The sequence below is a fragment of the Fibrisoma limi BUZ 3 genome (genome assembly GCF_000296815.2).
Lineage (GTDB): Bacteria > Bacteroidota > Bacteroidia > Cytophagales > Spirosomataceae > Fibrisoma > Fibrisoma limi.
Genome location: NZ_CAIT01000004.1, coordinates 80,217 through 105,932, shown reverse-complemented (window position 1 = coordinate 105,932; position 25,716 = coordinate 80,217). Strand labels below are relative to the sequence as shown.

The 25,716-nt window shown below is 53.8% G+C and carries 24 protein-coding genes; 9 read left to right on the top strand and 15 right to left on the bottom strand.

Features of this window, described 5'->3' with window-relative positions:
• Nucleotides 1-100 precede the first annotated feature (100 nt).
• Nucleotides 101-1,042: a hypothetical protein gene (locus BN8_RS00980; protein WP_009279893.1), complete on the top strand. Its 942-nt coding sequence runs from the start codon at nucleotides 101-103 to the stop codon at nucleotides 1,040-1,042.
• A 162-nt stretch (nucleotides 1,043-1,204) separates the two neighbouring features.
• Here BN8_RS00980 and BN8_RS00975 read toward each other — a convergent pair whose 3' ends face one another.
• The 3 genes from BN8_RS00975 to BN8_RS00965 all read right to left on the bottom strand — a co-directional run bounded on the left by BN8_RS00975 (nucleotide 1,205) and on the right by BN8_RS00965 (nucleotide 4,763).
• Nucleotides 1,205-2,182 carry a type I phosphomannose isomerase catalytic subunit gene (locus tag BN8_RS00975; RefSeq protein ID WP_009279892.1) on the bottom strand — a complete coding sequence of 326 codons (978 nt, stop codon included), beginning with the start codon at nucleotides 2,180-2,182 and terminating at the stop codon, nucleotides 1,205-1,207.
• Nucleotides 2,183-2,246: 64 nt separating this feature from the next.
• Complete coding sequence (locus tag BN8_RS00970) at nucleotides 2,247-3,596, bottom strand: alpha-L-fucosidase (RefSeq protein WP_009279891.1); 1,350 nt, start codon at nucleotides 3,594-3,596, stop codon at nucleotides 2,247-2,249.
• Nucleotides 3,597-3,677: 81 nt separating this feature from the next.
• Nucleotides 3,678-4,763, bottom strand: coding sequence for a M20 family metallo-hydrolase (locus tag BN8_RS00965; protein WP_009279890.1), 1,086 nt, complete (start codon nucleotides 4,761-4,763; stop codon nucleotides 3,678-3,680).
• A 324-nt stretch (nucleotides 4,764-5,087) separates the two neighbouring features.
• On the opposite strand from BN8_RS00965, the gene BN8_RS00960 reads away from it, so the two are divergent.
• Complete coding sequence (locus BN8_RS00960; RefSeq protein WP_040005211.1) at nucleotides 5,088-5,609, top strand: hypothetical protein; 522 nt, start codon at nucleotides 5,088-5,090, stop codon at nucleotides 5,607-5,609.
• A 151-nt stretch (nucleotides 5,610-5,760) separates the two neighbouring features.
• Here BN8_RS00960 and BN8_RS33490 read toward each other — a convergent pair whose 3' ends face one another.
• The 3 genes from BN8_RS33490 to BN8_RS00945 all read right to left on the bottom strand — a co-directional run bounded on the left by BN8_RS33490 (nucleotide 5,761) and on the right by BN8_RS00945 (nucleotide 7,850).
• Nucleotides 5,761-6,414 carry a collagen-like triple helix repeat-containing protein gene (locus tag BN8_RS33490; protein WP_009279888.1) on the bottom strand — a complete coding sequence of 218 codons (654 nt, stop codon included), beginning with the start codon at nucleotides 6,412-6,414 and terminating at the stop codon, nucleotides 5,761-5,763.
• A gap of 307 nt (nucleotides 6,415-6,721) precedes the next feature.
• A complete protein-coding gene (locus tag BN8_RS00950; protein WP_009279887.1) occupies nucleotides 6,722-7,345 on the bottom strand; it encodes a hypothetical protein in 624 nt (207 codons plus the stop codon).
• Nucleotides 7,332-7,850: an RNA polymerase sigma factor gene (locus tag BN8_RS00945; RefSeq protein WP_040005210.1), complete on the bottom strand. Its 519-nt coding sequence runs from the start codon at nucleotides 7,848-7,850 to the stop codon at nucleotides 7,332-7,334. The genes BN8_RS00950 and BN8_RS00945 overlap by 14 nt, the downstream gene beginning before the upstream one ends.
• 292 nt (nucleotides 7,851-8,142) lie before the next feature.
• Here BN8_RS00945 and BN8_RS31450 point away from each other — a divergent pair, with 292 nt between their 5' ends.
• From BN8_RS31450 to bla, 4 genes are all read left to right on the top strand, one after another.
• Nucleotides 8,143-9,024 carry a LytR/AlgR family response regulator transcription factor gene (locus BN8_RS31450; RefSeq protein WP_051040976.1) on the top strand — a complete coding sequence of 294 codons (882 nt, stop codon included), beginning with the start codon at nucleotides 8,143-8,145 and terminating at the stop codon, nucleotides 9,022-9,024.
• A 43-nt stretch (nucleotides 9,025-9,067) separates the two neighbouring features.
• Nucleotides 9,068-9,670, top strand: coding sequence for a hypothetical protein (locus tag BN8_RS00935; RefSeq protein WP_009279883.1), 603 nt, complete (start codon nucleotides 9,068-9,070; stop codon nucleotides 9,668-9,670).
• Between the two features lie 13 nt (nucleotides 9,671-9,683).
• Nucleotides 9,684-10,856, top strand: a complete 1,173-nt coding sequence (locus BN8_RS00930) for a serine hydrolase domain-containing protein (RefSeq protein WP_009279882.1) — start codon at nucleotides 9,684-9,686, stop codon at nucleotides 10,854-10,856.
• A gap of 396 nt (nucleotides 10,857-11,252) precedes the next feature.
• The gene (bla, locus tag BN8_RS00925; protein ID WP_009279880.1) at nucleotides 11,253-12,002 is read left to right on the top strand and encodes a subclass B1 metallo-beta-lactamase; all 750 of its coding nucleotides are present in this window, start codon (nucleotides 11,253-11,255) and stop codon (nucleotides 12,000-12,002) included.
• Nucleotides 12,003-12,124: 122 nt separating this feature from the next.
• Here bla and BN8_RS00920 read toward each other — a convergent pair whose 3' ends face one another.
• The 5 genes from BN8_RS00920 to lysM all read right to left on the bottom strand — a co-directional run bounded on the left by BN8_RS00920 (nucleotide 12,125) and on the right by lysM (nucleotide 16,475).
• The gene (locus BN8_RS00920; RefSeq protein ID WP_009279879.1) at nucleotides 12,125-12,907 is read right to left on the bottom strand and encodes a phytanoyl-CoA dioxygenase family protein; all 783 of its coding nucleotides are present in this window, start codon (nucleotides 12,905-12,907) and stop codon (nucleotides 12,125-12,127) included.
• A 328-nt stretch (nucleotides 12,908-13,235) separates the two neighbouring features.
• On the bottom strand, nucleotides 13,236-14,120 hold the full coding sequence (locus BN8_RS00915) for a trypsin-like peptidase domain-containing protein (RefSeq protein ID WP_009279878.1): 885 nt from the start codon (nucleotides 14,118-14,120) through the stop codon (nucleotides 13,236-13,238).
• A gap of 101 nt (nucleotides 14,121-14,221) precedes the next feature.
• The gene (locus BN8_RS00910; protein WP_009279877.1) at nucleotides 14,222-14,488 is read right to left on the bottom strand and encodes a hypothetical protein; all 267 of its coding nucleotides are present in this window, start codon (nucleotides 14,486-14,488) and stop codon (nucleotides 14,222-14,224) included.
• Between the two features lie 16 nt (nucleotides 14,489-14,504).
• Nucleotides 14,505-15,860, bottom strand: a complete 1,356-nt coding sequence (locus tag BN8_RS00905; RefSeq protein WP_009279876.1) for an OmpA family protein — start codon at nucleotides 15,858-15,860, stop codon at nucleotides 14,505-14,507.
• Nucleotides 15,861-16,001: 141 nt separating this feature from the next.
• Nucleotides 16,002-16,475, bottom strand: a complete 474-nt coding sequence (lysM, locus tag BN8_RS00900) for a peptidoglycan-binding protein LysM (RefSeq protein ID WP_009279875.1) — start codon at nucleotides 16,473-16,475, stop codon at nucleotides 16,002-16,004.
• Between the two features lie 290 nt (nucleotides 16,476-16,765).
• Here lysM and BN8_RS00895 point away from each other — a divergent pair, with 290 nt between their 5' ends.
• Complete coding sequence (locus BN8_RS00895; protein ID WP_009279874.1) at nucleotides 16,766-17,551, top strand: outer membrane beta-barrel protein; 786 nt, start codon at nucleotides 16,766-16,768, stop codon at nucleotides 17,549-17,551.
• A gap of 259 nt (nucleotides 17,552-17,810) precedes the next feature.
• Nucleotides 17,811-21,011 carry a TonB-dependent receptor gene (locus BN8_RS00890; RefSeq protein ID WP_009279873.1) on the top strand — a complete coding sequence of 1,067 codons (3,201 nt, stop codon included), beginning with the start codon at nucleotides 17,811-17,813 and terminating at the stop codon, nucleotides 21,009-21,011.
• Nucleotides 21,012-21,263: 252 nt separating this feature from the next.
• On the opposite strand, the gene BN8_RS00885 is transcribed toward BN8_RS00890, so the two are convergent.
• Nucleotides 21,264-21,851, bottom strand: a complete 588-nt coding sequence (locus BN8_RS00885; protein ID WP_009279872.1) for a hypothetical protein — start codon at nucleotides 21,849-21,851, stop codon at nucleotides 21,264-21,266.
• A 67-nt stretch (nucleotides 21,852-21,918) separates the two neighbouring features.
• Nucleotides 21,919-22,260 (bottom strand): winged helix-turn-helix transcriptional regulator, encoded by a 342-nt coding sequence (locus BN8_RS00880; protein WP_009279871.1) that lies wholly within the window; start codon nucleotides 22,258-22,260, stop codon nucleotides 21,919-21,921.
• A gap of 267 nt (nucleotides 22,261-22,527) precedes the next feature.
• Here BN8_RS00880 and miaA point away from each other — a divergent pair, with 267 nt between their 5' ends.
• A complete protein-coding gene (gene miaA, locus BN8_RS00875) occupies nucleotides 22,528-23,448 on the top strand; it encodes a tRNA (adenosine(37)-N6)-dimethylallyltransferase MiaA (protein ID WP_040005209.1) in 921 nt (306 codons plus the stop codon).
• On the opposite strand, the gene BN8_RS00870 is transcribed toward miaA, so the two are convergent.
• Nucleotides 23,445-23,738 (bottom strand): rhodanese-like domain-containing protein, encoded by a 294-nt coding sequence (locus BN8_RS00870; RefSeq protein ID WP_009279869.1) that lies wholly within the window; start codon nucleotides 23,736-23,738, stop codon nucleotides 23,445-23,447. The two genes, miaA and BN8_RS00870, sit on opposite strands and share 4 nt — an antisense overlap.
• 124 nt (nucleotides 23,739-23,862) lie before the next feature.
• A complete protein-coding gene (locus BN8_RS00865; protein ID WP_009279868.1) occupies nucleotides 23,863-25,707 on the bottom strand; it encodes a T9SS type A sorting domain-containing protein in 1,845 nt (614 codons plus the stop codon).
• Between the last annotated feature and the right edge of the window lie 9 nt (nucleotides 25,708-25,716).

The window sequence follows — 25,716 nt, the reverse complement described above, 5'->3', positions numbered from 1 at the left end:
GATTTGTCAACTAAGCAATCCCAAAAGCCCTGGTTATAAAATCGCTGGTATTTGGTATCTTAACGTCTGGTTAGACTTTTCTTCATCAGACGATTACCGTATGAAGCATCTGCTACGTGCTCTCTTTGTGTTGATGCTGTTGGGTGTGGGGCCGGAACAACGAGTACTGGCGCAGATGGATTCGCTGCCCCTGGCGGATACCATCCATCTTACTAAACAACAAGCTTTTTTATCGTTCCGGCGCAGCTACGACTATCACTACGCCAGTGGCTTGTCGGATATGCAACTGCGGCCCCTCCTCCGCCAATCGACCAACCCTGCCACCCGGAAGTACGTTCGGCGGGGGCAGCAGGCTCAACACGTGAACGTCGGTATGAATGCAGCCGGTTATGGGCTTTTCATGGGCGGATTGTTTACACCCCTGCACCGTCCCGAAACAAACCTGTCGATGATGCTGGGCGGGGTCGGGCTTTTCTATGGCTCGTTGATCGTGACCGGACAACGCGCCCGCCAGTACGAAAAAGCCGTACGGTCGCATAATCAGTTTCTCCGGGGTCAATCGGCCGATTACTACGCGCCCCTGTTCGACAGAGGGTTCCAGGTTCGCCCGTTGTCGCTGGCTGATACGATAAGCGTTGTACGCCGGGGGTTAAGCAACCGCTATACGTACCGGGGGATTCAGCTCCATCCGGGCGGGCAACTGACAAAACTGGCCGATCGGCTCGGCAACCAGGATGTAAAAGATGGCCTGCAATACAACCGGCGGGTCGAATACATCGCCGGACTCATCAATACCCTCAGCATCAGCTTTTTGTTGCCTCGCATCATGCTGTTCGGTATTCAACGGGCAAACGGGCGCTCAGCTACGCTGAACTCGCCATTGGTGTGGGGGTCGCTGGCGGGCCTTACATTCGGTCATGGGTTGCGTATCCACGCCAATCGGGTCCAGCTCCAGACAGTGCAGCTCCTCAATGATCGGATACGCAACCAGCCCCCTCCTACCATCCTGACCGAATTTGAGCGCAGTCCGTCCAATCCCTGATGATAACAGTATTTGTATTGATGCTGTGTTTACCCCAAACCGGAGAGACAGACCCGTACCCCAAACCCCTGAAGGGGCTTAGCGCTGCCACTTCAAGATTCTGGCATTAGCAGCGCTAAGCCCCTTCAGGGGTTTGGGGTAATATTTCAGGATTACAAAAAGCTACGGTACGTAGGATTCCAGTACGGTCATGTCGCCATCCGGCACGAGCGTCACCGAGTTAATCGACGCCGGAATCAGCGCACACTGCCCCATCGTCAGCGGTACGTTGTAACCGCCCTCGGTTTGTACCGTCAGTGCACCGGCTACGCAGACCAGAATCACAAAGGAGTCAACGTGCGTGTAGTCGTGCAAAACCTCCTGATCGAAGTTCAGTACGTTCGTGACGAAGTAGTCGCTCGTGACGGCATTGACGCTCTCGTTGCGTTTCTTCTCGTACCGGGTCTTGTAGTCGTCGTAGTGCTGATAGTTGATCGCGTCGACAGCCAGTTCCGTGTGGAGTTCGCGCTTCTGGCCTTTATCGTCGGTACGGTCGAAGTCGTAGATGCGGTACGTAATGTCGGACGTCTGCTGAATTTCGGCCAGCAGGATACCCTTACCAATGTAGTGAACCCGGCCGGCCGGTAAGAAAAACACGTCGCCCGCGTGCACGTCCTCCATATTCAGGATGTCCGTCAACGTATTGTCGGCCACGGCTTTTACGTATTCGTCTTTCGTCACCTCCCGGTTGAAACCCGAATTCAGCTTCGCTCCTTCGTCGGCTTCGAGAATGTACCACATCTCGGTCTTGCCGAAACTATTGTGCCGCTCTTTCGCCAGTTCGTCGTTCGGGTGTACCTGAATAGACAGGTCGTCGTTGGCGTCGATGAACTTCACCAGCAGCGGGAACGTATCGCCAAATTGCTCATACACGTGTTTGCCAACCAGTTCCTCTTTGTACTCCCCTACGAGTTCCTTCAGGTTCTTTCCTTTCAGCGCTCCCTCGGCTACCACCGAAATATTACCATCTACCCCCGAAACCTCCCAGGTTTCACCGCAGTTGGGCAGGGGCGAAAAGTCTTTTCCCAGAATTGTGTTAATCTTTTGACCACCCCAGATTTTGTCTTTGAAGATCGGCTCGAAGGTAAGCGGGTACAGCATAAATACGATTGATTGAAAGAGTTGATGGTTGGCTAACTGATGGCGTATTGGTTTTGTTAACGAGCTATTCGCGCGGGGAGGCTTTGTACACACCCGCTTCAGCCAGTTGAACCGGGCCGGTAGCGTCCAGCACAGTCAGGCGGATTTTCCGGCTTTTCACAGGGGCGAATCGCAGTAACCGCTTGTACCCCACGGTCGTAAAGGTCTTCAGGGGCTGCCAGCTTTCATTGGTCCAGTACTCGATCTGCCCGTTCGCAATCCGCTGACCGTTCAGGATGTTTTCCTGGATAGCAATTCGATCGAACGTCTGTTCCCGACCCAGATCAATCTCAACGGGCTGGTTGGTCGACAACGTAACGTACGTTTTCAACTGATCGTCGGTCAGGCTGGGGCTTCCGCTAACAAAGTTTGTCTTAAACGTTTCGTCGAGGATACTCCGGAACTCGCGCAGGCTGGCTACGTCCGGCTCCGACAGCAGTCCGTCGCGGTTGGGTGGTACGTTCAGCAAAAGCAAACTGTTACGCCCCACCGACTGATAGTACAGGTTGACCAGATCCTGAGCCGACCGGACTTTGGTATCCTCGGCAGGGTGATAGAACCAGCCCGGACGGATAGATACGTCGGTTTCGGCCGGAATCCAGTGTTTGCCGTATTTATCGCCCTGGTTCAGGTATTTCGGATCGGCTTTTCCGGGGGCCATGCCGTCAGTATTGATGGTTGACCAGCAGGTTTCGCCCGCGTTACCGGCTTCGTTGCCGACCCATCGTACATCCGGGCCTACGTCGGAAAACATGACTGCGTTGGGCTGAAGTTCGCGCACCAGCGCCCAGTATCCATCAAAATCGTAGGCCATATCGCGGGCATTTTCGCCCTTGGCTCCGTCGAACCACACTTCGGCCACTTCGCCGTAGTTAGTCAGCAGTTCGCGGAGCTGATTCTTATAAAGTTCATTGTATTCGGCCGTTCCGTAGCGCGGATCGTGTCGGTCCCAGGGGGAGAGATAAAAGCCGAATTTCACCCCAAATTCGCGGCAGGCATCGGCCACCTCCCGAACAACATCGCCCTTACCGTCGCGCCAGGGGCTACTTTTAACTGAATGTTCGGTATAGGCTGAGGGCCACAAACAGAAGCCGTCGTGGTGTTTGGCCGTAATGATAGCGGTTTTAAAGCCGGCCTCCTTCAACGATTTGATCCATTGCTTAGCGTCAAGTTTAGTAGGGTTAAACTGCGCTGGTGTCTCTGTTCCATCACCCCATTCCTTATCGGTGAACGTATTAACGGTAAAGTGCAGAAAGGCAGTAGTTTCTGATTGCTGCCAGGCTATTTGACGGGGTGTGGGGGTTGGTTGCGCGGTAACTAGGGTAACAGCCAGAAGATTAATACTGAATAAACCGCTCAACAATTGCTTGATCATAGTTTCCTTTTAGTTACAGTAAGTAGATAGTTTCAGCAAAAGTAACCCGATTTTCTAAAGGAGCGATACGTTCAGCGTTTGTCAAAGCACTTGTTCCAGCATCCGGATGTATCCATCGATTCCCGCTTCGATTTCGTGGAGGTAGATAAACTCGTCGGCCGAGTGCGACCGGCCTGAGTGTCCCGGTCCACACTTAAGCGACGGGCAGTCGAGCAGGGCCTGATCGGAGGTGGTCGGTGAGCCGTAGGTATGCCGACCCAACGCCAGCCCCGCCCGCACAATCGGGTGGTCGGCCGGGATGCTCGACGGCTTCAGCCGGATGGAGCGCGGCTTGACCTCGGATTCGATATGATTCCGGATCGTGTCAATTACGTCTTCCAGCGTGTACTGCTCTGTCACGCGTACATCGACGGTAAAGGTACAGGCGTCCGGCACGACGTTATGCTGCGTACCGGCATTGATGATCGTCACCGACATTTTGATCGGCCCCAGCGTCGGCGAAACCTTCGGGAACTGGTACGTTGTCAGCCAGTTGATGTCCCGAATGGCGCGGTAGATGGCGTTATCGCCTTCATCGCGGGCGGCATGACCACTCCGGCCGTGGGCAGTGCAATCAATCACCAGCAGGCCCTTTTCGGCTATGGCCAGTTGCATTTCGGTCGGCTCGCCCACGATGGCGAAACTGATTGGCGGCAGTTCGGGCGCAACAATTTCCAATCCATCGCGACCGGAAATTTCTTCCTCGGCGGTAGCGGCCATCACGATGTTGTAGGCCATGTCGGGCCGGTCGTAGAAGTAGCAGAAAGTCGCCAGCAGGGAGACCAGACATCCACCGGCGTCGTTGGAGCCCAGGCCGTACAGCTTGCCGTCACGCTCCAGGGGCTCAAAAGGGTCGAGTGTCCATGATTTATTAGGCTTCACCGTGTCGTGATGCGAGTTGAGCAGCAGCGTCGGTTTAGCCGGGTCGAAATAGCGGTTATACGCCCATAGGTTATTTTTCAGGCGTTGAACCGGAATCTGATGATGAACAAAGAAGTCATTGATCAGAGTGGCCGTCTGGGCCTCTTCCCGGCTGAACGACGGCGTAGCGATCAGGCGTTTAAGTAACGAAACCGCATCGGCGGTAAGCGTTTTCTGTTGAACCGTACTGGTTGTAGGTTGGGACATAAAACGAGTGTTGGCCCCCCAAAGATACGGCCTAAGTACCGTAGTTCTGTCGAGTAGCCCAAACTTTAGACTGGCCTCCCACACCGGCAAACGAACTAGTGACTCTCCATACTCTCGTCGGACGGGCTAAAGTAATTTTTGTACTACATTGGGGAGAATAATCGCTTGCTACTTCAACATTCAGTTATAAACCTCAATTGTGTTTGTCAGGGAATTCAAAATAGGTTAGAGAAAATGAGAACGATCGTGGCTCTTTTGCTACTCTGCACGGGGTGTGCGAGACAACCCACCCTCCCGGCAGATAGCCGGCACAACGTAGTCGGTATGCTCAGTGACTCTACCTGGTTTGCAACCGGTAAAGCACTCCGGTTAGTCAAACGGAGTGAAGCTCCAACGTCGGTTAGGCAGTTTAACCTGCAGATAACAACCGATCTTGGTTATCCAGGCAATACGTCTGCTAATCGGTCACCAATCGTCACAGGCTGCAACGGTGACTGCGTTCCAACCCAGCGCCTTCACCTCTATACCATTCCGTTGAGAAAAGGGAAATTCAAGCTGAGCAAACTCGACAAACGGCGGGTCGTTGACGATGAGCGTACAAACTACTGGCTGTTGATTAACGGCGGTGGCGTTGTAAAGAACTACCGATTCGGAGGGCGTCGGCATGGCTGGGTCCGTATCACGCGGTATGATCGCCAGTCGAATGTCATCGAAGGGCGGTTTTCGTTTGATCTCGATGAGAACCTGAATCAAGTCGGCCGCCGACTCAACAGCCTGCCATCTGTAGCCCGCTTCCGCGACGGTCTATTTCGCATTCCGTTGGAAGACGTAACGTTGAAAGACTGATTCCCGGTATTGTAAGTAAGGCAGCCGACTCTTACCCTATTTTGCTCCTGGAATCGCTCACTGGGCTTTCTCTGATTGGCTACGCTCTTGTTAAACTGCGCCGAAAAGCGTGAAGGATGTCTGCTGTCTGCCATCCATTATTCACATTACATCATGGCTGAGTGGCGTTGGCGTGAAAATACGCTTCGACGGCCTGGCTATCCTGCCAGTCTACGGGCGCGTTCCGCAGGGTGATGGCCGCGGTGTTGGTCGGTGCGATCAGAATAATTTTAACGTCTGCCCGGTAGTTCAGCAGCGATTGATTTGACTTGTACGGACCCGTTAATTTAGCCGCGAGTCGAACCTTATCGGGTAGCAGTTGCGCCGTGGTTTCGATCACGCTGCCGGGCTCGGTAGGAACGGAACCGAGGATATTGAAGCGCACCGAATTCAGCGTCCAGCTATTAACCGCGTCGCGCAGATATACTAGCACCGCGCCCTGCTCTGCGATTTCGGCGTACTTCTCCGGCGTTAGCGACAAATACCCGTACGTTGTGTAGATTTTCGTAAGGCTGTTATACTCCGGGTCGCAACAGACGCCAAACCGTTGGCCCTTGTACACGTAGCTCCAGGCGTTGACGGTACCCGGATCCCCCTTAGGGCCCTGCTGACCCGGATCGCCCTTGGGACCCTGGGCACCTGTCTGGCCCGTTGGCCCCTGTGGCCCCGGAACCGTTTCCTGCTGGCATGCGGTCAGGCACACCAGCAGGCTGAATACAAATAATTTAGCAGTAGAAAGCTGTTGGAGGAAGGTGGTGGTTTTCATAACCGATTGTACCTGTTGGTTTGATGACGGACAACTAACAGGCACAAAGTTGAACCACCTGCTCCCCCCGGCAAAGCTAAACCGGAACTAACTGCGCCGGGGGCAGTATGAACTGTCAATCATAGGGACGGACTGACAATTGAGAAAGCTACGTATCAATGCCACTGACATACGTTGCCGGTAGCGATCGTCCGGTCTGAGTTTTAATCAGAAGTATCGCACGTGGCGTTGGAGTGCAGAGGGAGGAGTTATTACTTGATACCCCATGCTGTTTTTACCGATACGTTTAACACTCTTGCCATCCGTTTCACTCCTGATACTCGCGTAACAGAGCCTTGAGTTGCTGAAGCGGCAGGATAAAGCTTTTCCTGTTTTCAGCACGAATAGCGCCGTAGCAGGATACTAACGTAATGGCGTAGGTTATAAGCGCACCTTGCGGATAGGCCTGCACCCCTCCCGGTACATACAACATAAAGACCAGAATAACACCTATGGCCGCGCTGATCGGAATGAGCATCAGCTCGTACCGTTTCTTGAAGCTAAAAAAGCTGTTCAGCAACTGGTATTGCTCCGACAGGTAGTCGTGGACCGAGGCTGGCAGATTTCCCTTAAGCTGCCCCCTGGCGACCCGCTTAAATTTGTTCATCAGTACGATGGTAAAAGGAATGTATAGCAGGATGCCCAACAGGCTCAGCAGGCGAACCTCCGTTTGTGGCCAGTATTTTATCATAACGTGGCTTAACAACGCATAGACCAGTAGTTGCAGGGTAAAGGAAGCCCAGAAGTAGTTAAAGCTTGCTTTCGTATGCTTACGTACTCTGGTCGTAACGATTTTGCGGAGGGAGGCTTCGTCGATCGATGCCTCTCCAACAGCAGAGGGCGCCATGTTGGCTTGTTCCCAGTGTTTTTTCAATTGCTCAAGAGTTGACATTGTCAGGAGAGTTTGCTTGTTTTTTCAGTTGTGATTCCAGCTCTTTTTTGATTCGTACTAACCGTACGCTTACATTGGATTTTGTCAGGCCGGTAATGCTGGCAATCTCCTCGTAGCTTACCTCATCCAGGTACAAGAGCACAATGGCTTTATTTAAAGGCGACAAAGTGGCGATCGCCTGAAAAAGTGCCTGACGTTGCTCTTCTTCGGGGCCAGTAGGTGGCTCAGGGATCTGCTGGTGACTGAGCGAAAGGCTTTCCCAGTTTTTGCGGGTAGATTTCCGAAACCAGGTCAGCGCCGTATTCAGGCAGACCCGGTACATCCAGGTAGTGAAGCTGGAGCGGCCACCAAAACCGGGGTATGCTTTCCAAAGCTGATACAGCATCTCTTGTAGCAAATCGGCCCGCTCGTCAGGATCTTGACAGTACATCCGGCAAACCTTATGGGCTATGCCTATGTGGGCATTAACCTCGTCAAGAAATGGTTTTTCAAACTGGTTGGCCATCGTTCAGATCGTTAGGGGTTTGTACTGCAACCTACCAGTTAGTAGCCGCCAAGGCCCAAAAACTACATGCGGTCTAAAAAAACGTAAACAACCAGGAAATAAAATACGTACTTCCTGCCTACATAAACGGCATCGGGGTAAATGCAGCAGGTTTGCTGTGTGAATTATGACGTGTCGGCCTGACCTCCGGATTAACGTACCATTACGGGTCCGGAAGAGCCTCTCATACAATTTTTGGTCGGTCGGAGCCGTAAAGCACCCAACTTTGCCGTACCGTTCTCTGCCACTACCTATGACGAAGGCTTTCCACGACCGCCGGCTGTTTCTGATACTCATACCATGTATCAACGTCGTTACGTATTACCTGACGTACACGCATTTCCCCCCCGGCTGGCTGCTGCCGCTGACGTTTGTGATCGATACGGTAGAAGGCTACGCGGCCTGGTGGGTGTTTCGTGCCATCATTCGCTACCTGGATGGCCCCTTCCCCTACGAGCGCAGTCTTGGGAAGCGGGTAGGGCTGCAATGCACACTGACGGTCGGGGTTGGCATCGGCATCATCATCGCCCTCACTGAGTTGGTTAACGCCATCGCCACCGACAAACCTGTACCCCGCCGTTTCTACACCCACGACATCTTCATCATCTCCATCTGGATCCTGGTCGTCAACGGCATCTATATTGGCGCGTATTTCTACTACAAACTACAGCAAATTGAGGAGAGTCAGCCGGACGCCCCCCCGCTATCAGTGGCCAGTCAGCCGCAGCCGGGGCTGGTTGTTCGGTCAGGCAGGCAAAGCCTGCTGGTGCTGTATGAGCAGATGGCTGGTTTCTGCGTAGAGGATGCGTACACGATTCTGATTACGGATCAGGCCAAGCGGTACGTGCTCGATCAGTCGCTGGATAAGTTAGAGGAAGCACTGCCGGCTCAGTCGTTCTTCCGACTCAACCGGCAGTACCTGCTGCATCGCCAGAGCATCAGCGGCTTTGCCCGACTCGAAAACGGCAAGCTCAGCGTTCGTTTGAACACCGGATCGGCCCTGGCGGATCAGGTAGCGGTTAGCCGCACCAAAGCCGTAGCGTTCAAAAAGTGGTTTTCGCCCGACGACAGCACCGACACTTCAGCGGTTATTTCACGACAACTCACCGAAAAACCGCTGTCGGCGCTTCACTAAGGCCTTGCTGTCTTCTTCCTTTGCGGGCAAACAGGAAAACAACATGAAGAAGACAGTATTGATTTTTAGCTGGCTGGCCGCGCTGAGTACGTCGGTGGGCCATGGGCAAACCTTATCAAAAGAGCCCATTCAGTCGGGGCATACGAACTGGCCACTTATGGTGAGCGTGCAGTTTCATTCGCTGGCCTTGCCGTTTCAGGATGTAAAAGCTGCATTCTCAAACGTCGGTCTGGCGCTGGGCACCGACTACCGCTACAACCAGCGGGGGAATCTAATCCAATCGTTTCAGGCTGGCTACTACCGCAACCGGTACGCGGGTGACGGACTATTCATCTTCACTCAGGCCGGTTACCGACCTCACTTCGGGCGGGTTTATGCAGACTTGAAAGCAGGCGTAGGCTGGAACTATACAGTTCACCCCAACACTACCCTAACGCTGAAAGAGGGTCAGTGGCAGACAACTGGCCGAAGCGGTAAAGGCCTGCTGATGGTACCGCTGGGTCTATCCATTGGTTACAACGAAAACTCGCTGGTATCTCCGTTTGTCGGCTATCAGTTCTTTGCTCTGGCGGGTTATAACCCATCTGTTCCCGTGGTGCCTAACCAACTGCTGCAGGCCGGGGCACGTATTCGCTTCAACTACTAATCGAACATCCATCATGAAATCACTCCTCTTACTGGGGGCCTTGCTGGCCTTTGCGCTGGCCTGTGACCCTATTGACCAGAACGTAGCGACGGCTACCTGTCAGGAAGCTACGCCATTAAACACGAATTATTCGAAAGGGCAGCCGGTGCAGCAACTGCTCGACCGCTACACCAAAGAGGGTATTCCCGGAGTGGCCGTAGCCGTCTACAGCGCGCAGGAAGGTTACTGGGCGGGTGCATCGGGCTACGCCAATATCGAAACGAAAACACCCATGCAGGTCTGTCACTTGCAGTACGGACAAAGCGTCGCCAAAACCTATACGGCCGCAGCGATACTTAAACTGGTGGAGGGCGGTACGATTGAGCTTAACGCTCCGATCAGCCGGTATTTATCGCCAGGAGTGAGGGCTAACATCACAGATGCCGACAGGATTACGGTCCGGATGCTGTTGAACCACACCTCGGGCATTGCCGATTATACCGACGACGCCAGTTTCGTGGCATCACTCTTACAAAACCCCTTGAAGCCTTTCACCCGTGAGGAGTTATTATCCTACGTTGAGAAGAAACCATTGCTTTTTAAACCGGGTAGCTACTCGCGTTACTCCAACACCAACTATCTGCTGCTGGCCCTAATCGCCGATCAGGTGCATGGCGATCATGCCCGTTTGATTCAACAAAGCATCCTGGAGCCGTTAGGATTGCATCAAACCTTCTACCATAATTCCGCTACGTATCTGAATCAGCCAAATCTGGTTGACAGCTACTTCGATCGCTTCGGTGACGGAAAACTGGAGAATATAACCCAGATGCAGCGGGTCAACGTCGGCAGTATGCAGGGCGATGACGGCATTATTGGCTCACCGACTGACTACGTCAAGTTTTTGCGCGGCCTGAACGAGGGCAAGGTTGTGTCGGCTCAGAGCCTTACGGAGATGACGAGCTGGATCAACGACAAGGACGACCAGCCCGCTTATGGTATGGGCCTCGAATACGTGAACTACTCCGGTCAGGTTGGATATGGCCACGGCGGTGCCGGCATCGGGGCGGGTTGCGGCTTGTATTATTTCCCGGCGAAGCAGTTGTACGTTTTTATCGGGATCAACCTGGGCGTTCTCACCAGCGGCCCCTACGTAGAGAAAGCGGGCAAGCTGAGCGATGAACTGGTCGAGCTGTTGCTGAAATAGCTCGAAACCGGCAGTCATAAACGTACGAGCCTCAATCCTGATACGCAACCGATTGCTGGCCGTACTGGCCGAATCAGAAGTACTGTCACCGCCGTTTTCAAAACCAATAGTATTGAAAACAAACCTGTTATTCATGTTACAAGCCAAACCAACCATAAAAAGTGGAAGAAGCGCCAGTGTGCTAATGAGCGTTCGTTTTATTCTGCTCATGGTTTATTAGTGATTTTAACCTGTGACACAGTTTAGCGAGCATTCTGTATGCGAGACTACCTGCTAAGTGTAAATTGCTATGTCATTACCTTCCACTATCTTTATTGGCTTGATTAACCGTAAGACACAGACCAGTAAAATCCACCCAATTGTATTCGGTCTGTTGTAGAAAACCGCTCCCCAACCATGCGTGCTCTGTCACTCCTTTTTTTCGTTGCCTTTCTGACGGTTTCTGTCAGGGCTCAGCCTGCGGCAAAGCCGAAGCTCGTGGTTACCCCGCTCAACGACCGGGTGTACGTCCACACAACGTACGGGGTGTACCAGAACAACTCGATTCCGTCTAACGGGCTGATCATCAAAACAAGCGATGGCATTGTACTGGTTGATACAGGCTGGGACACAAACGACGACACCGACAATAGCCGCCAACTGCTGCAATGGGTTGCCGATAATCTGCGCCAGCCGGTTCGTTTCTGCATCGTCACTCATGCACACGAAGACCGCGTGGGCGGTATCAGCGAGATGCGAAAAGCGGGCGTACGTGTCATCAGCACCCCGCTGACCGCTCAGAAGTCAGTGAAACTTGGCTACGAGGCTCCCGAAGGCATCCTGCCGAACGATACCACATTTACGGTCGGGCAGGTACCGATTCGCTGTTATTTTCCCGGCGAAGGTCATACCAGCGACAACATCGTAGTTTGGCTGCCTGATGAGCAGATTCTGCACGGAGGCTGTTTTGTCAAAAGCGTTGCTGCGTTCGGCATGGGAAACGTAGCAGATGCCAATCTGACTGAATGGGCAAACTCCATCCGGCGGGTAAAAACTCAGTTTGGCACCGCCAAGATTGTGGTGCCGGGTCACGAAGAGTGGGGCGACACCCGATCGCTGGAGCATACTTTGCAGTTGCTGTCCAAGCACGCTGCGGCCAAACGGTAAGCGACTCGTTACCTGTGATTCCCTTGTAAGCTGACAACTGCTTAACCAGGATTGTGCAACAGGTCCCGACAACCAACTCGGGACCTGTTGCTCTTCCATACGGTCGCTTACAGCACGGTACGCTACTCACGTAGGGCCAACCAGATTGCCTCCTCAACAGGCCAACGACGTGCGGCTACGTCCTCCGGCCGTAGTTCATCGCTCAGCAATAAAGGTGGCTGGGCCAGAAACCGGGGTTCGTTACCCCGATGCCCCTGAGCGGCATGTACCAGAAAGGGATGGCATAAGTACACCGTCCCGGCTTTACCGGTCGCCAGGATTTCTTCACGGCTGGGCAGGCTACCCAGTCTTTCGGCCAGTTCCATAAACGAAAAGCCCTGCTCACCGGCCGACTGCAACAAACGCGCTACGTCCCTGTGCGAGCCAACCCGAATCCGCGTGGGTGCGTCAACGTCGCTGACGTCCGAAAACAGAAACAGCATTAGCAGTGCTCGACCCTTCGAGCGTACATTGATACGCCACTCGACGTAGTTCATGGGGTCAGCGCCGGGAAAACTGGCGTCTACGTGCCAGCCTTCATCGCCGGGCTCCTCACTGGATGGAAAACGAACCGGAAACGTACCCATCGCTTTCGGGGGTAACCACCGCTCCGGTCCCACCAGTTGAGTAAAGGCCTGGTGCAAAACGGACGTATTGGCGGCCTCGACGAAGGGCGTCTGCGTGTACATACCCAACCGAATGACCGGCCTGGTCCAGGTAGCCGGGTCGTGGGGATCACAATCCATATCCTGCCACAGAATGGTTCGTGCCTCCTCGGCAAGTTGGCTGGAAAACGCCTGATCAATACGAACAAATCCATCCCTGATGAATTGTTCAATCTGTTTTTCTCCTAGTATGGCTGGCATGAGATATACGGGGAAAGAATAGGTGAATTTACAGCGCCGGGCATCGACTAGCCTTCCAGACAGTAGCGTACCGATAAAGGAAATAGCACTGCCAGGAAGCCCTGCACCCGGACAACTGATTTGACAAAAGGGTAATATGATAACAGGCCTTAACTAAGGCGGTTTGTCGGAGCGACAAACAGGAAGGGAAGTCTTACAGCATTGGAGCCATTCTCATACGGGCAAAGGTAATGGAAACCCGCTTGTTCGTCAAGGATGTATGCCCATATCTTGCCTGATGTAATAACTTACCCTGGCTCTTTTGACCACAGTTTTAGTTGCTTGCCTATTACCCTTCGTAGTATTTCACGCCCCGCTCGCGGAGAAACTGCTTGATTACGTCTACGTGGACACACTGCCCTACGTTCAGGAAGGGATAGTTGGAGACGCGGGTTATGCGGCCATTGACCAGTACGTCGCGGTTCTCAATATCGAAGCCCAGGTGCAGGTGCCTTGTAGCCGATTGCATGCCGTAAATCAGCCCGTTGGTATCGAACAGTGGCCCCCCACTCTGCCCCCGCAACCCCGGTGTACTCATTTCAATGGCCGTCACCTCGCCGTTTTCGGTCAGCAATCGGGTAATGATACCGTCGATGGGAAAACGGGGCGAAGCCGTACGCCCTTCGGTTGTCCATTCAATATCGTCGGTAGTTGGGTTGAAGCGAAAGTTCGTAAAATCGGGGAAAGGGTAACCCAGCCGACACAGACTCCGGCCTACCTTGACGCGGCTGGTGTCGCGCAGAAACGTAGCGTAGGAGCGGTACAGCGTGCGATTAAACCCTCTGAAACGCAGAATAGCCAGATCCTGAGTCGGATGCATGTCAATGCTCACCTCCCGGAACACATCCACGCAGTTGACGAAACTGTTCCGTACCCGTACGAGTGTTTCGGGCCGTAGTTTGTACTTTTCTTCCAGACGGCTCAGGTGATGCGCGATGTTTTTCTCCCGCTGTACGGCCCGACGTTCCGCCAGAAAATTCAGGTGGTTCTGGTAAATAGCATCGGCGTTGGTAATTAGTTCGGCTACGTGTTTACACGTAACGGCGCAACCTTCTTCGTTTACGAAAAACAGGGTAGCGCTGCCCGGAATGATGTCGCTGTGGCCATACAGCCGAACGATGGAATGTAGAGGACGGGTAAAGGGATCAATGCGCTCAATGGCGTCAACAAACATAAAAAACGAAGATAGCAGGCACAGTTGCCCGAAGTAAAGCCTGCAAAAATAGCAAAAAGGCAGGTCTCTGTGACCTGCCTTTTCGGGATGCCCACAAATGCCTACTGCTTGGGCGTTACTTTCACTTCGGCCGGAACAGTTGGGCCTTGCGAAGCACTGTCGGGCGGTGCCTGTATGGGACCCTCCATGGTCGACATGGTCGTATCGCCCTGGCGGCCCATAACGCCCATCGTGGTATCTGAAGCCGCTGCATTTTCAGCCTGCTTTTCTTTGTTATCGCCCGAACAGTTGTAGAATACTGTGCTGGACAGGGTAATCAGACCAGCCAGTAGCCCGGCCCGAACTCGACTCCGTGTGTTGCGTATCATGATTCAGTAACGTTGATTAAAGTTTGGTAACGACTACGTCGATCCGCCGGTTTTGCTCACGGCCCTCGGGTGTGTCATTGTCGGCCTTAGGTTTGGTCGACCCAAAGCCCTGTGTCGTAATCCGACTGGATTCAATACCAGCCGCGGTCATGGCCGATTTGACGGCATTGGCCCGGTCGAGCGATAGCTGTTTGTTAGCCACTGCGTTGCCGGTGTTATCGGTATGCCCTTCAATGCGGATGTGCAGCGCTGGATACGCTTCCATGATTTGAATCAAATCGTTCACGTTCGGCCTCGATTCTGCCGATATGCGCGCCGAGTTGGTCTCGAAGGTCAGGTTCTCAAACGTGAATGTCCGATTCAGATCCGTCGGCCGGTCGGCTAAAAATTGCGCCAGTTGAGCATTGAATGACCCCTCGATTAGATTCAGTCTTCGTCCGCCCGGCAGGTCGACTTCACGGCGGGTAGCATTCGTATCATCGTCGCGGATGCCCAGTGCCCCCGGAGCCGTCGAATCGGATACCTGTCCGTTTGCGCCCCGAATGTTCTGCTTCGTAGCCGCCGATGTATCCTCAACGGCATCCCGTTCTACGGCCCTCGTCGTGTCGGTATAAACCCCGTTGATACCGTCCTGATCCTCCCGGCATTTCTGCACAATCAGACCTACCACCAGCACACCCATCACTACCATTGCCCAGCGCAACCAGCGTACGTTTTCGCGCCGACGGTCGCCCTCAGGGCTTTTGGGGATGTTGGGATTAATAACCGTGCTCGTAAAATTATCCGCCCCCTGCACCTCTGTCTGAGGCCCGGCGGGTGTATGCAGTTTGTCGAAACCGAGTAGCGTAGCGATGCTTTCCAGCCCTCTTGGCAGACTGGTACGGAACTCGTCGGCCTGCCCAAGCAGCAGCGTGCTTAGGTTCGACGCCGTCAGACCTTTTTCCTGTTCCTGCCGACCCAGAATTCCCATCAGCACGGTTCCGGCCAGGCTCATTACCGTCAGGGCTGACAGGGGTTTGACACCGCTATACTGGCCGAGTACGTCAACGGCCCGATCGAGATTGGAGCCGAATACCTGCCGCAGAAAGTCCTGTCCTTGCGTGGTTGTATCGACGGTTTCCTGATGCGTATCCGTTACCTGCGCCACCGCCAGTGGCGTGCGGCCGTAGTCGCGCTTTTCCAGGAAGTCGATGATGCCGGATGCACCGCCCGACGCCTGTATCCGCCGGGTCAAGCCCCCGAGCAGGGTTGGCAGCGCCCCATCGACAGTTTTTTTGATATTAGCTGGCGTTTCGTTTAGCTCACCGCTAAGCTGGTCAATCACCGACGGCGTAAACTGCTCTCTTAAAAAAGATAATAAATGAACAGCCATCTTTCATGCGTTGGTTGGTTAGCTTAATAAACGAGTCGTCAGCGCGAATGTTCGGAAACACAAGCATAGGGCCCGGCGCCCTGGACAGCGGGTCGATCATCACCCTTTCCCCAGGCACCGGGCCCTATATGGCAAGACCCACTACAACTGCGGAATACGCAGCACCTGATTCGGATAAATAAGGTCGGGATCTTTAAGCATGGGCTTGTTCGCTTCGAAGATGATGCCATATTTCATCGGGTCGCCATACACTTCCTTGGAGATTTTCGACAACGTATCGCCCTCCTTCACCGTGTAATACTTCCCTTCAGGAGCCGGCGTTACTACGTGCAGTTGGTTGTCAACCGTGTGCACCCCTTCCACATTCCCAACGGCCAGCGCAATTTTTTCAGCGTCTTCCTGCGACTTCACTTCGCCCTCCAGCGTTACAGCATCGCCTTTGGTTTTGATCGTCAGTTTGTTGTACGCCAGGCCCAGTTGCTTAACGTGATTGAGCAGAGCGCTGGCCCGCAGTGGTTCTACCTGCTCCGCTTTAGCCGGATCATTGGCTGGTGCTTCCTGCTCTTTGTTGAAGATCTTTTCGCCTACTCCTTTGAAGAATGATAAGAGACCCATTGGTTTTGTGAGGTTTTGTGAAACATGTATCCCGCAAACTCGCCATTGTCGAATTTGCCCTTATCACAACCTAAGAACCATACGATTGTTTACGCCTTAATTTGAATTTAATTATATAACAATTGGGACCTTTTTACGGTACTAATCCATTGATCTGCTCGTCAGGCTCGTTTTTAATAATCATATGTTTTAAGTACGTCTTCGTGGTTGGATTTAGGTGAGGTCAGGTTCAGAACCTGACCTCACCTAAATCCAACCACGAAGACGAGCATCCAGTAATCTGCTTACACATGAAAAAAGTACACATTATTTTTGCTTTGGTTTGCTGCTCAACGATGGTGCTGGCTCAGGAGCCGTTTGAGGCTGGGGTAAAAGGAGGAGCGACCTTTACGCATGGTTACACGAGAATTCCAGCCCTGACCGTGCCGGCCTCGGCTACGGCCTCCGTAACGATTCCACAGTTGAATAACGACAACAATGGCATCGGAACCGGCTATTCGTTCGGCATCTGGGCCCGGAAAAACTACGACCGGTTTTTCGTGCAGGTAGAAGTCGATTATAACTCGTTCCTGCTCAGGCAGAAAACAAACCTGAATGTTCCGGCTGCGCTGGCGTTTACCATTGCCCGGCAGCCACGTCCGTCGGTCATTCCGGCCGAAACACCCACGGCCGTCAATATCACGTCGGAGTCGACGCTACAGTCGGTCAACATTCCGATTCTGCTCGGTCGGTGGTGGGCTAATGGCAAGATTCGGGGCTACCTCGGACCGAACCTTCTGTTTACAACCCGCGCCGAAGTGAAGCGCAATACGTCTGCAACCATCGGGGGCGCTACCATCACGGTACCAGAAACGACTTCCGATCTGAAAAATCCTAACCTGCAAAACCCTACGGAAGCGCAGCTAAAGGTCAAAGCGTTCACCTTTGCCGGAGAAATTGGTGTGGGATATACGCTCCTGAACCGGATTGATCTTGATGCCCGCTACGCCGTGCCGGTTGGGGGCGTTTACGAAAACAAGAATATTAAGGGCTATCTCGGCATTGCTACCGTTTCGCTGGGGTATCGCTTGTTTTAATGAAAGGCGTTCGGTCGGCCACTGACTCGGGCAGAAAAACTACCTGAGTCAGTGGCCGACGTTTACTGACGTAACGGAACTTAGTAGACATGAATGAAGACCTGACTCACCCCTTGCGCATTGCCGTCCAAAATAATCATTGAATTTACCTATTAATCGGTTTAACGCTTAGCAATGGTTACAAACAAGTAATGATTTATTAACAACGAAGTAACATAGGGCTATTCTCTTTGCATTGGGAAATTTTACCCATTGCTTCATGTCAAAAAAAGTACTTTCTGCCATTCTTTTCTTCTTTACGGTCTGCCTTTCGATCCATCACGTTAGGGCACAAACCACCCAGGCCTCTATATCGGGGGTCGTCCTGGAAAATCAGAAAAACCCGCTGCCCGGCGCTACCGTCCAGGTACGTAACGAATCGACCGGCTTCACGACCGGAACGATCACAAACGCGCTGGGCGAGTATTCGTTCAAAGAGTTGCCACTTGGCGGGCCCTACACGGTACAGGTAACCTTCGTTGGTTACGGCGAACAGAAGCGGACGGGGTATCTGCTGAACCTGGGCGATGCCATCCGGGTAAACCTGTCCATGCAGGACGACGGCCAGACGCTACAGGTAGTGGACGTAGTAGCCTCGGGGCTGAAAAACAAGGTTGAAAACCTGGGCGCAGCTACGGTCGTGACGGCTAAATCAATCGCGTCGCTGCCGGTCAACGGCCGGAACTTTACGTCACTGACCGACCTATCGCCGTTGAGCCGGGGCAACAACCTGTCGGGTCAGCTTGGTTCTTCAACGAACTTCACCATCGACGGAATGACGGCCAAAAACCCAACCTCGGCCGGTTCAACCACCAGCCGAAGCGGTGCGCCGTATTCGATCTCTATCGAAGCCGTTCGGGAATTCAAAGTTATCACGAACCAGTACGACGTAGTGTATGGCCGCGCCGGTGGTGGTCTGATCAGCGCCGTCACCAAAGCAGGCACGAACAAGCTGAGTGGCAGCGCCTTTAACTACACACGGGCCAACTGGCTGTCGAGCCCATACGACATCCGGGGAAACAAGCGTAACAACCAGTTCTCGACCAATCAGTACGGTTTCTCGCTGGGGGGTCCGATCATCAAGGATAAACTGCACTTCTTCGTGGTGTGGGATCACCAGCAGGATTCGCGCCCGCTGATCATCGCGGATGTGCAGTCGCCGGCCGATGAAAACCGCTTCAACGTAACCCGCGCTACCCTCGACCGTTTCGTGAGCATTGCCCGCAGCAAATACGGCGTTGCCAATACGCCCCAGTACGGTACGTTCGACAAGAACCGTGGTTCTGATGCGGCCTTCGCCCGGATTGACTGGCAGATCAACCAGAAAAACCTGCTGACCATCCGGAACAACTACACAAACGACCGGAACAAGCTGGGGCTGGCCGACAACACGACCATCAATATGTACGAGTCATACGGCAATGATTACAACTGGGACAACAGCCTCCTTGCTACGCTGCGTACGTCGATCAACCCGCGTGTAACGAACGAACTGAAGCTCCAGCACCTGTACACGTATCAGTTGAGTAGCCCCGGCGATCAGCTACCGGAAGCAAACATTCCCCGGAACATTGTTGAAAACATCGCATCTACCCTGTCGGACGGTAACAACCGGACAACCAACATCCAGATGGGTGGCCACCGCTTCGCGCAGGAAGGCTTCAAGAATAACGTACTGCAACTGGTCAATAACCTGTATTACAACACCGACAAGGCACAGTACACCTTCGGCGTTGACCTGATGTACACGAATTCATGGTCGATCTACGGCAGCGAAGTGAACGGCCGCTTCCATTATACGACTGACAACACAGGTTCGGCCCTGGACAAATTTGAGCGGCTCCAGCCATACCGCTATTACCGCGAGGTACCTTTGCTGGCCGACTGGAGCGTACGGAGCAGCATCTGGAACCTCGGTGCCTATGGCCAGATGAGCACCAGGCTGGCCCCGGGTCTGGACATGACCGCGGGCCTGCGCTTCGACTACGCCCACTACCCAACGGTTCCGCTGAACGAGCTCGTTTTGAAAGAACTGAACCTACGGACCGACAACCCGCTTAAGTCGTTGATCATTCAACCGCGTTTGCAGTTGACCTGGGATTTGAACGAACAGCGTCGCGACATCATCCGCTTCGGTGCCGGTATTTTTGCCTCCGACATCAACAATTACGCGCTGATCAACAACCTGACGTTCGACGGTAAGCACCTGGCCACAGTCGACGTTCGGGGGGCGAACGTACCCACGCCCGATTTCGCAGCCTACCGGGCAAATTACGCCAGCATTCCTTCCCTGGCTGCTTTCCAGGTGCCGACCATCAACATGACCGGCCCCAACGCGAAAGTGCCGATGATGTACAAGGCTAACCTGTCGTACACGCGTTACGTAACCGATAATTTGCGGGTTAGCCTGGCCGGCTTCATGACCCTGGGCCGCAACAACTACATGTACGTCGATCGGAATATGGTGGCTGAGCCGTTCTTCCGCCTGGCCAACGAAGACAACCGGGGTGTGTATGTACCGCTGACCTCAATGCCGAACAACGGAGCGGGCGACTGGCAGCAGGGTCGCATCAGCAAGAACCTCGGCCGGGTGCTGGAACTGAACAGCGAGGGCAAGGTTAACCAGTTTGCGGTGGTTGCCGACGCTACGTACCGGTATTTCCGCGACGGCGAAATTACCGCCAGCTACACCTGGAACGACACCCGCGACAACGTATCGTACAACGGTAACGTAGCGAATACGGCTACGCTGGTACTACCTGTGAAAGATGATCCGCGCAACCTGAGCAAAATGACGTACTCCGACAATCAGTTCCGCCGGAAAGTAGTCATTTTCGGTACGCTGCCGAGCTTCTACGGCATCACGTTGGGGGTACGCTATTCGGGCCTCGGGGGAACACGGTACACGCTGCTGTCGGGTGCTAACAGCAACGCCGACTTTGTATCGGGCACAAACGACCTGGCCTTCATCTTCGACCGGAACGCAGAAAGCACCCCGGCCAACGTAAAAGCAGGTTTGCAGGCCATCCTGGATAACCCGAATGCCAGCCAGAGCATCAAAGATTACATCATCGCTTACTCGGGCAAGATAGCCGAACGGAATGGGGGTATCAACGGCTTCTACGGGGTAGTTGATATTCGGGCCAGCAAGCGGTTCAAACTGTACAAAAACCACAACATCGAGGTATCAGCCGACGTATTCAACTTTGCCAATCTGCTCAACAGGAACTGGGGTGTAAACCGGTCGCTGGGCACGCAGGCACTGTACGGGCTGGGCGTTCCGGCCTCAGGTTCAACACCAGCCCTGCCAGCGTTTGACCAGGCTAAGCAACAGTTCAATTACCGGGTTAACACAGCCGGTATTGTGAACCCGTCCGGCGAGCCTTACCAGATTCAGTTGGGAGCCCGCTATAGTTTTTAATTATTACCCCAAACCCCTGAAGGAGCTTAGCGCTGCTAGGATAGACGTCTGAAATCGCGGAGCTAAGCCCCTTCAGGGGTTTGGGGTAAATAAAATACCATGTGAAACTGGCATAAGACGCATAAAAAGTCTTTAACATACCAACGGCAGCCTTGCGGCTGCCGTTGGCGTTTGTAGCTGTCTACCTTTTTTGCCCCAGCTCACAGAGAGCTGTTCCATCCGGAACGATTAGATTGGGGAAAATCGTAGGCCTCACTCCTCAGCCACCAGCGTGAACGCTTCTCCGGCCGGTTGCAGTCGGTAGCGCATCATCCTGTCGCCCCCGGTAGGTTCGGCGTTCACATCGCCCGACTGGTAGAGTGGAAACTTGCGGCAGAGGATATTGCGTTCAACCCAGAGGCTATCGTGGCCCATATACCCTTCGTCGGGTTTCTGCCAGTCTACCACCCGGATGTCGGCTTTTCGTTCAAGGAGGAACTGCCATGCGTATACGCGACCAAACGACCCGCTTCCGTTGCTGGTCGAATACACGTACAACTCCGGAAACCGGTTGTTATCCAGATCCGCAACCTCGGCGTTCACCACAGCCCCGTCGATACGGGTTTTGAAATTGGTTAGCAGTAATTCGCCCCGGTAAGCTTTCACCGTGAGTTCCCGAACGGCTCCACTATCGGCCGAAGAAACGTTGAACGTATAAATATTGTATCGCAGCGACGTAGTATAGGTCGTTGTAGAAGGCCGATCAGTACGCGCAGAAACAGGCCGTCGCTCGGCTTCGCCGGTACTAAAACCCAGCAGCCAAACCGTTCCAAGCCATAAATAACTGAACCAATTGATCATTCTTACCTTCGTCGCTATTCGCTTGAATAACGTTACGAAGGTAAGAATAGTTACCCATGGCCTGGGATTACACCTCAAGAAACGTTTCGCCTACGGTTTTAAGTTGCAACAAAATAGGCAGTACTTTACGCCCCCGCTCCGTCAGGCGGTACTCAACGCGCGGGGGCGTTTCGTTGTACGTTGTTTTTTCGATAACCCCCAATCCAACCAGTTCTTTCAACTCCTGGACAAGCACTTTTTCGCTGACCTGCGGTATTCGCCGACGCAATTCGCCGTAGCGGCAAGCCTGGTCGGTAAGCTGGAAAATAATGTACAGACGCCATTTACCACATACAATATCTAACGTCTTCTTAAGTACAAGCTGGGTGGTTTCGTCGGATTTCAGTGTACGCTGACTTGGTTCATTCATAGATAAGGCTTATTCTAACCTTTTGGTGGGTAACTTACTGATTTGTAAGCACTTGATTAATCAGGCAAATATATAAACAAGTCGATAAATAAGTATATTTTCCGGAAAACTACTCAGTTTTCCGGCCCGTTAATTTCATAACTATCTACGAATCAATCATGTTACTAAACCCTCGAAATATTGGGTACGAATTGGCTCTGGTACGTGGTTCAATAGAGAAAGCCTGAATTGGTTACTTTTGTTAATAAATTAAGCTTTCTCACTTCTTTGTCCAGGACACTGCTTGTCATTGCCGGCCCTACAGCCGTTGGAAAAACGTCACTGTGCGTGCAGTTGGCCAAAACGCTTCAAACCGATGTGGTCTCCGCCGACTCACGCCAACTGTACCGCGAGCTGACGATCGGTACGGCCAAGCCAACCCCCGCCGAGATGGATGGTGTCCGGCATCATTTTATCAACTCCCATTCAATTACGGAACTCGTCAGCGCCGGGCAGTACGAACGGGAAGCCCTGGCGCTGCTCGATCAGTTGTTTCAGAACAAAGACGTGGTTATTCTTTCGGGTGGAACGGGGCTGTACATCAATGCTGTATGCTACGGGCTGGACGAAATGCCCTCGACCGAAACAGCCTTACGGGAACAGCTCATGGCCCGGTTACAAACGGAGGGACTATCAGTTCTACAGGCAGAGTTACGCTACCTCGACCCGGTTTATGCACAGACCGTCGATATGCAGAACGTACAGCGGGTCGTACGGGCCCTGGAGGTATGCCTGGCTACGGGCCAGCCGTATTCGTCGTTCCGGCGGCAGGAAGTGGCCGAGCGGCCGTTTCGGTCGGTGCTGGTTGCCCTCGACCGGCCCCGCGAGGAACTTTATGAACGCATCGACCAGCGAATGGACGCGATGCTGGCGGCCGGTCTGGTCGATGAAGTTCGCTCACTCCTGCCCTACCGCGCTCATAACGCCCTTCAGACGGTCGGCTACAAAGAGGTCTTTGCTTATCTGGACGGTACTTACAACTACGAAGAGATGGTACGTCTGCTCAAACGCAACTCCCGACGTTACGCCAAGCGCCAGTTGACGTGGTTCCGCCACCAGGGCGACTTTCACTGGTTCAGCGCGGAGGATGGGGAAGGGATAATAGAGTATTTGAACCGCCGGACGACCCCGCCCGGCGGTTCAGACTAAAGAGCCTGGTAGGCCAGCATGCCACCGGTGACGTTGCGGACGTTATTGAAGCCGTTTTCTTCCAGAAATTGCTGGGCGCGGGCACTACGGGCACCTGACCGGCAATGCACAATCACTTCTTCGTCCTGCAGCCCGTCGAGTTCATCGACACGGTACGGCAGTTCGCCCAGCGGAATCAGTTTGGCACCAATGTTATATTCTTCGTATTCATTCGGCTCACGAACGTCGATGATGTTCAGTTGTTCGCCCTTGTCGAGCCGCTCTTTCAGCTCCTGTACGGTAATATCCATGACGTGTGTTTTTACTGGCTATTGATGGTCAAACGTAAAAACCGGCCAGAGAAATTCACGTTGGGAACACCTTGCCGGGATCTACGGCAGCAAGTCTAACACTTACCGGGCAGAATTAACAGGGCTATTTTTGAATTATTAGCTTCTGCACCACCGTTCGGCGGTCGTCGAACAGGCGAAGCAGGTACAAGCCGTCCCGCAGATGGCTCAGATCGGCCGTTTGCTGACCACGCGCCGGGCTAAACTCGTACAGCAGCCGCCCGCTCAGGTCCAGCACGTCAATCCGTGTCAATCGTTCATTCTCCCAGCGGATTTCGCCACGGCTCGGATTTGGAAACACCATCAGCGGCCGAATCGCTTCGGGCTGCGGCAGGGCCGTCACAACCGTATCCGGTCGACCACCCATCACGGGTCTGAGCATAAACGCTCCCCGAAGGCTCAGGGCAGGAGAACTCAGGTTCTGATCCCAGTTGCTGCCACCGTTGTAGAAAATCTGGTCACCAAACGGACTGTTCTTGTCGAAACCGATCCGGAAGAACGTCGTATCGCTGATGCTGATCTGCTGATAGCCAATGTAGAATGTATCCCGTACGGAGATGCTCCGGTCGAACCGTAAGTCGACGAACCCGTTGCGGTTCGGCGGATACTGAGTCGCAAATGACTTCTGATAAACGGCCGTACCGGGTCGCCCGTTGCTGTTGCTGTAGACGGTAAGCACAAACGGCTGGCCGGTCTGATTGGTCCGGAAAGGCAGCACGCACACCCGCACACCCGACACTACGTCGGGCTTGCTGGCGACGAACCGAACCGCCCACCGTTCGCGGGGACCTATCTGCACCCCAAACTCGGCCGAACCGTCGTCGTAAGCGTAATAATCATCCAGTGTCGTTACGCCCGAGATGGTATCGTTCCGGCGCAGATTAACCCCAGGGATTGAGGGGTTCTGATCGTCGGTGGTCAATACGTCGAATTTGTAACGTAACACGGCCCGGGTAGCAGACGCCAGCCCTCCGCCCGTAATGACAGGCCGTGCGCTTTTTAGTTGGGAACTTAGGGCCTGAATCAACACGGAAGCCTGGCTGGGCGTGTCCTGCAGCACTTGCCCCGTCAGTTCGTCGCGTACCGTGAAGCGGTACGTTGTGAAGTTAAAATTGTTGAACAGGTTATTGATATCCGTTGTGACGGAATCGGCCAGCTCAGCGGCTGGATTAACCAGAAACTGTGTTAATGGCATGGCCGTGTACCGCTTCAGCAGCGGGCTGGGAGCCTGCCGGGCGGCTACGTCCTTTACAAACCGGTCGCCCGCCGTACGGCCCCGATTCAGGTAGATATAGTCGATGCTCCACGTATCGAAGGGACCACTTTCCCGGCCGAACGAACGGAACCGAAACTGAAAGCCAGCGTGCAGGTAATTCGCCGTGCGAACAGCCACAAAAACCTGGTTGAAATTGTTGTTTGGTTCGCCACCCACCGCAAACCAGACTGTTCGCCAGGCACCGGCCTGATCCCGGAACTGGAGCGTGAGCGAATCGCCAGGATCGGGAGCTTCGCCCAGACCACGTATCTGCCAGTAGAAACTCAGGTAAACCGAATCAGCCGGGGTGAGTCCACCCAGGTTGATGGGTAACGACGTCAGTGTATCGGTGTAGCCCTGCGCAAACTGATTGTTCCGGACGTAAGGCAGGCCATCGGCACGAAGCCCGTCAAACGACGCTACGTTGACGGTTGGCTGGTTGATGGCCAGCGTGTTATTGATGTACACCCCACTGCCGGGTTGCCAGCGGGCCGGATCGGGCCGGTCGAGTCCGGGGCGCCCCTGGGCCGTTGAGAAGTCTTCAAAAAAAGGTAAAGCCAGTTGGGCAAAGGCGCTGGTATGGAGCAGCCAGGCAACGATCAGGAGGAGACCCGGCCGCAGCACGCGTCCGGCAGGGCCCCGGTATGACAGCAAAGACAGAGAAATCAGGTTCATAAGGATTAG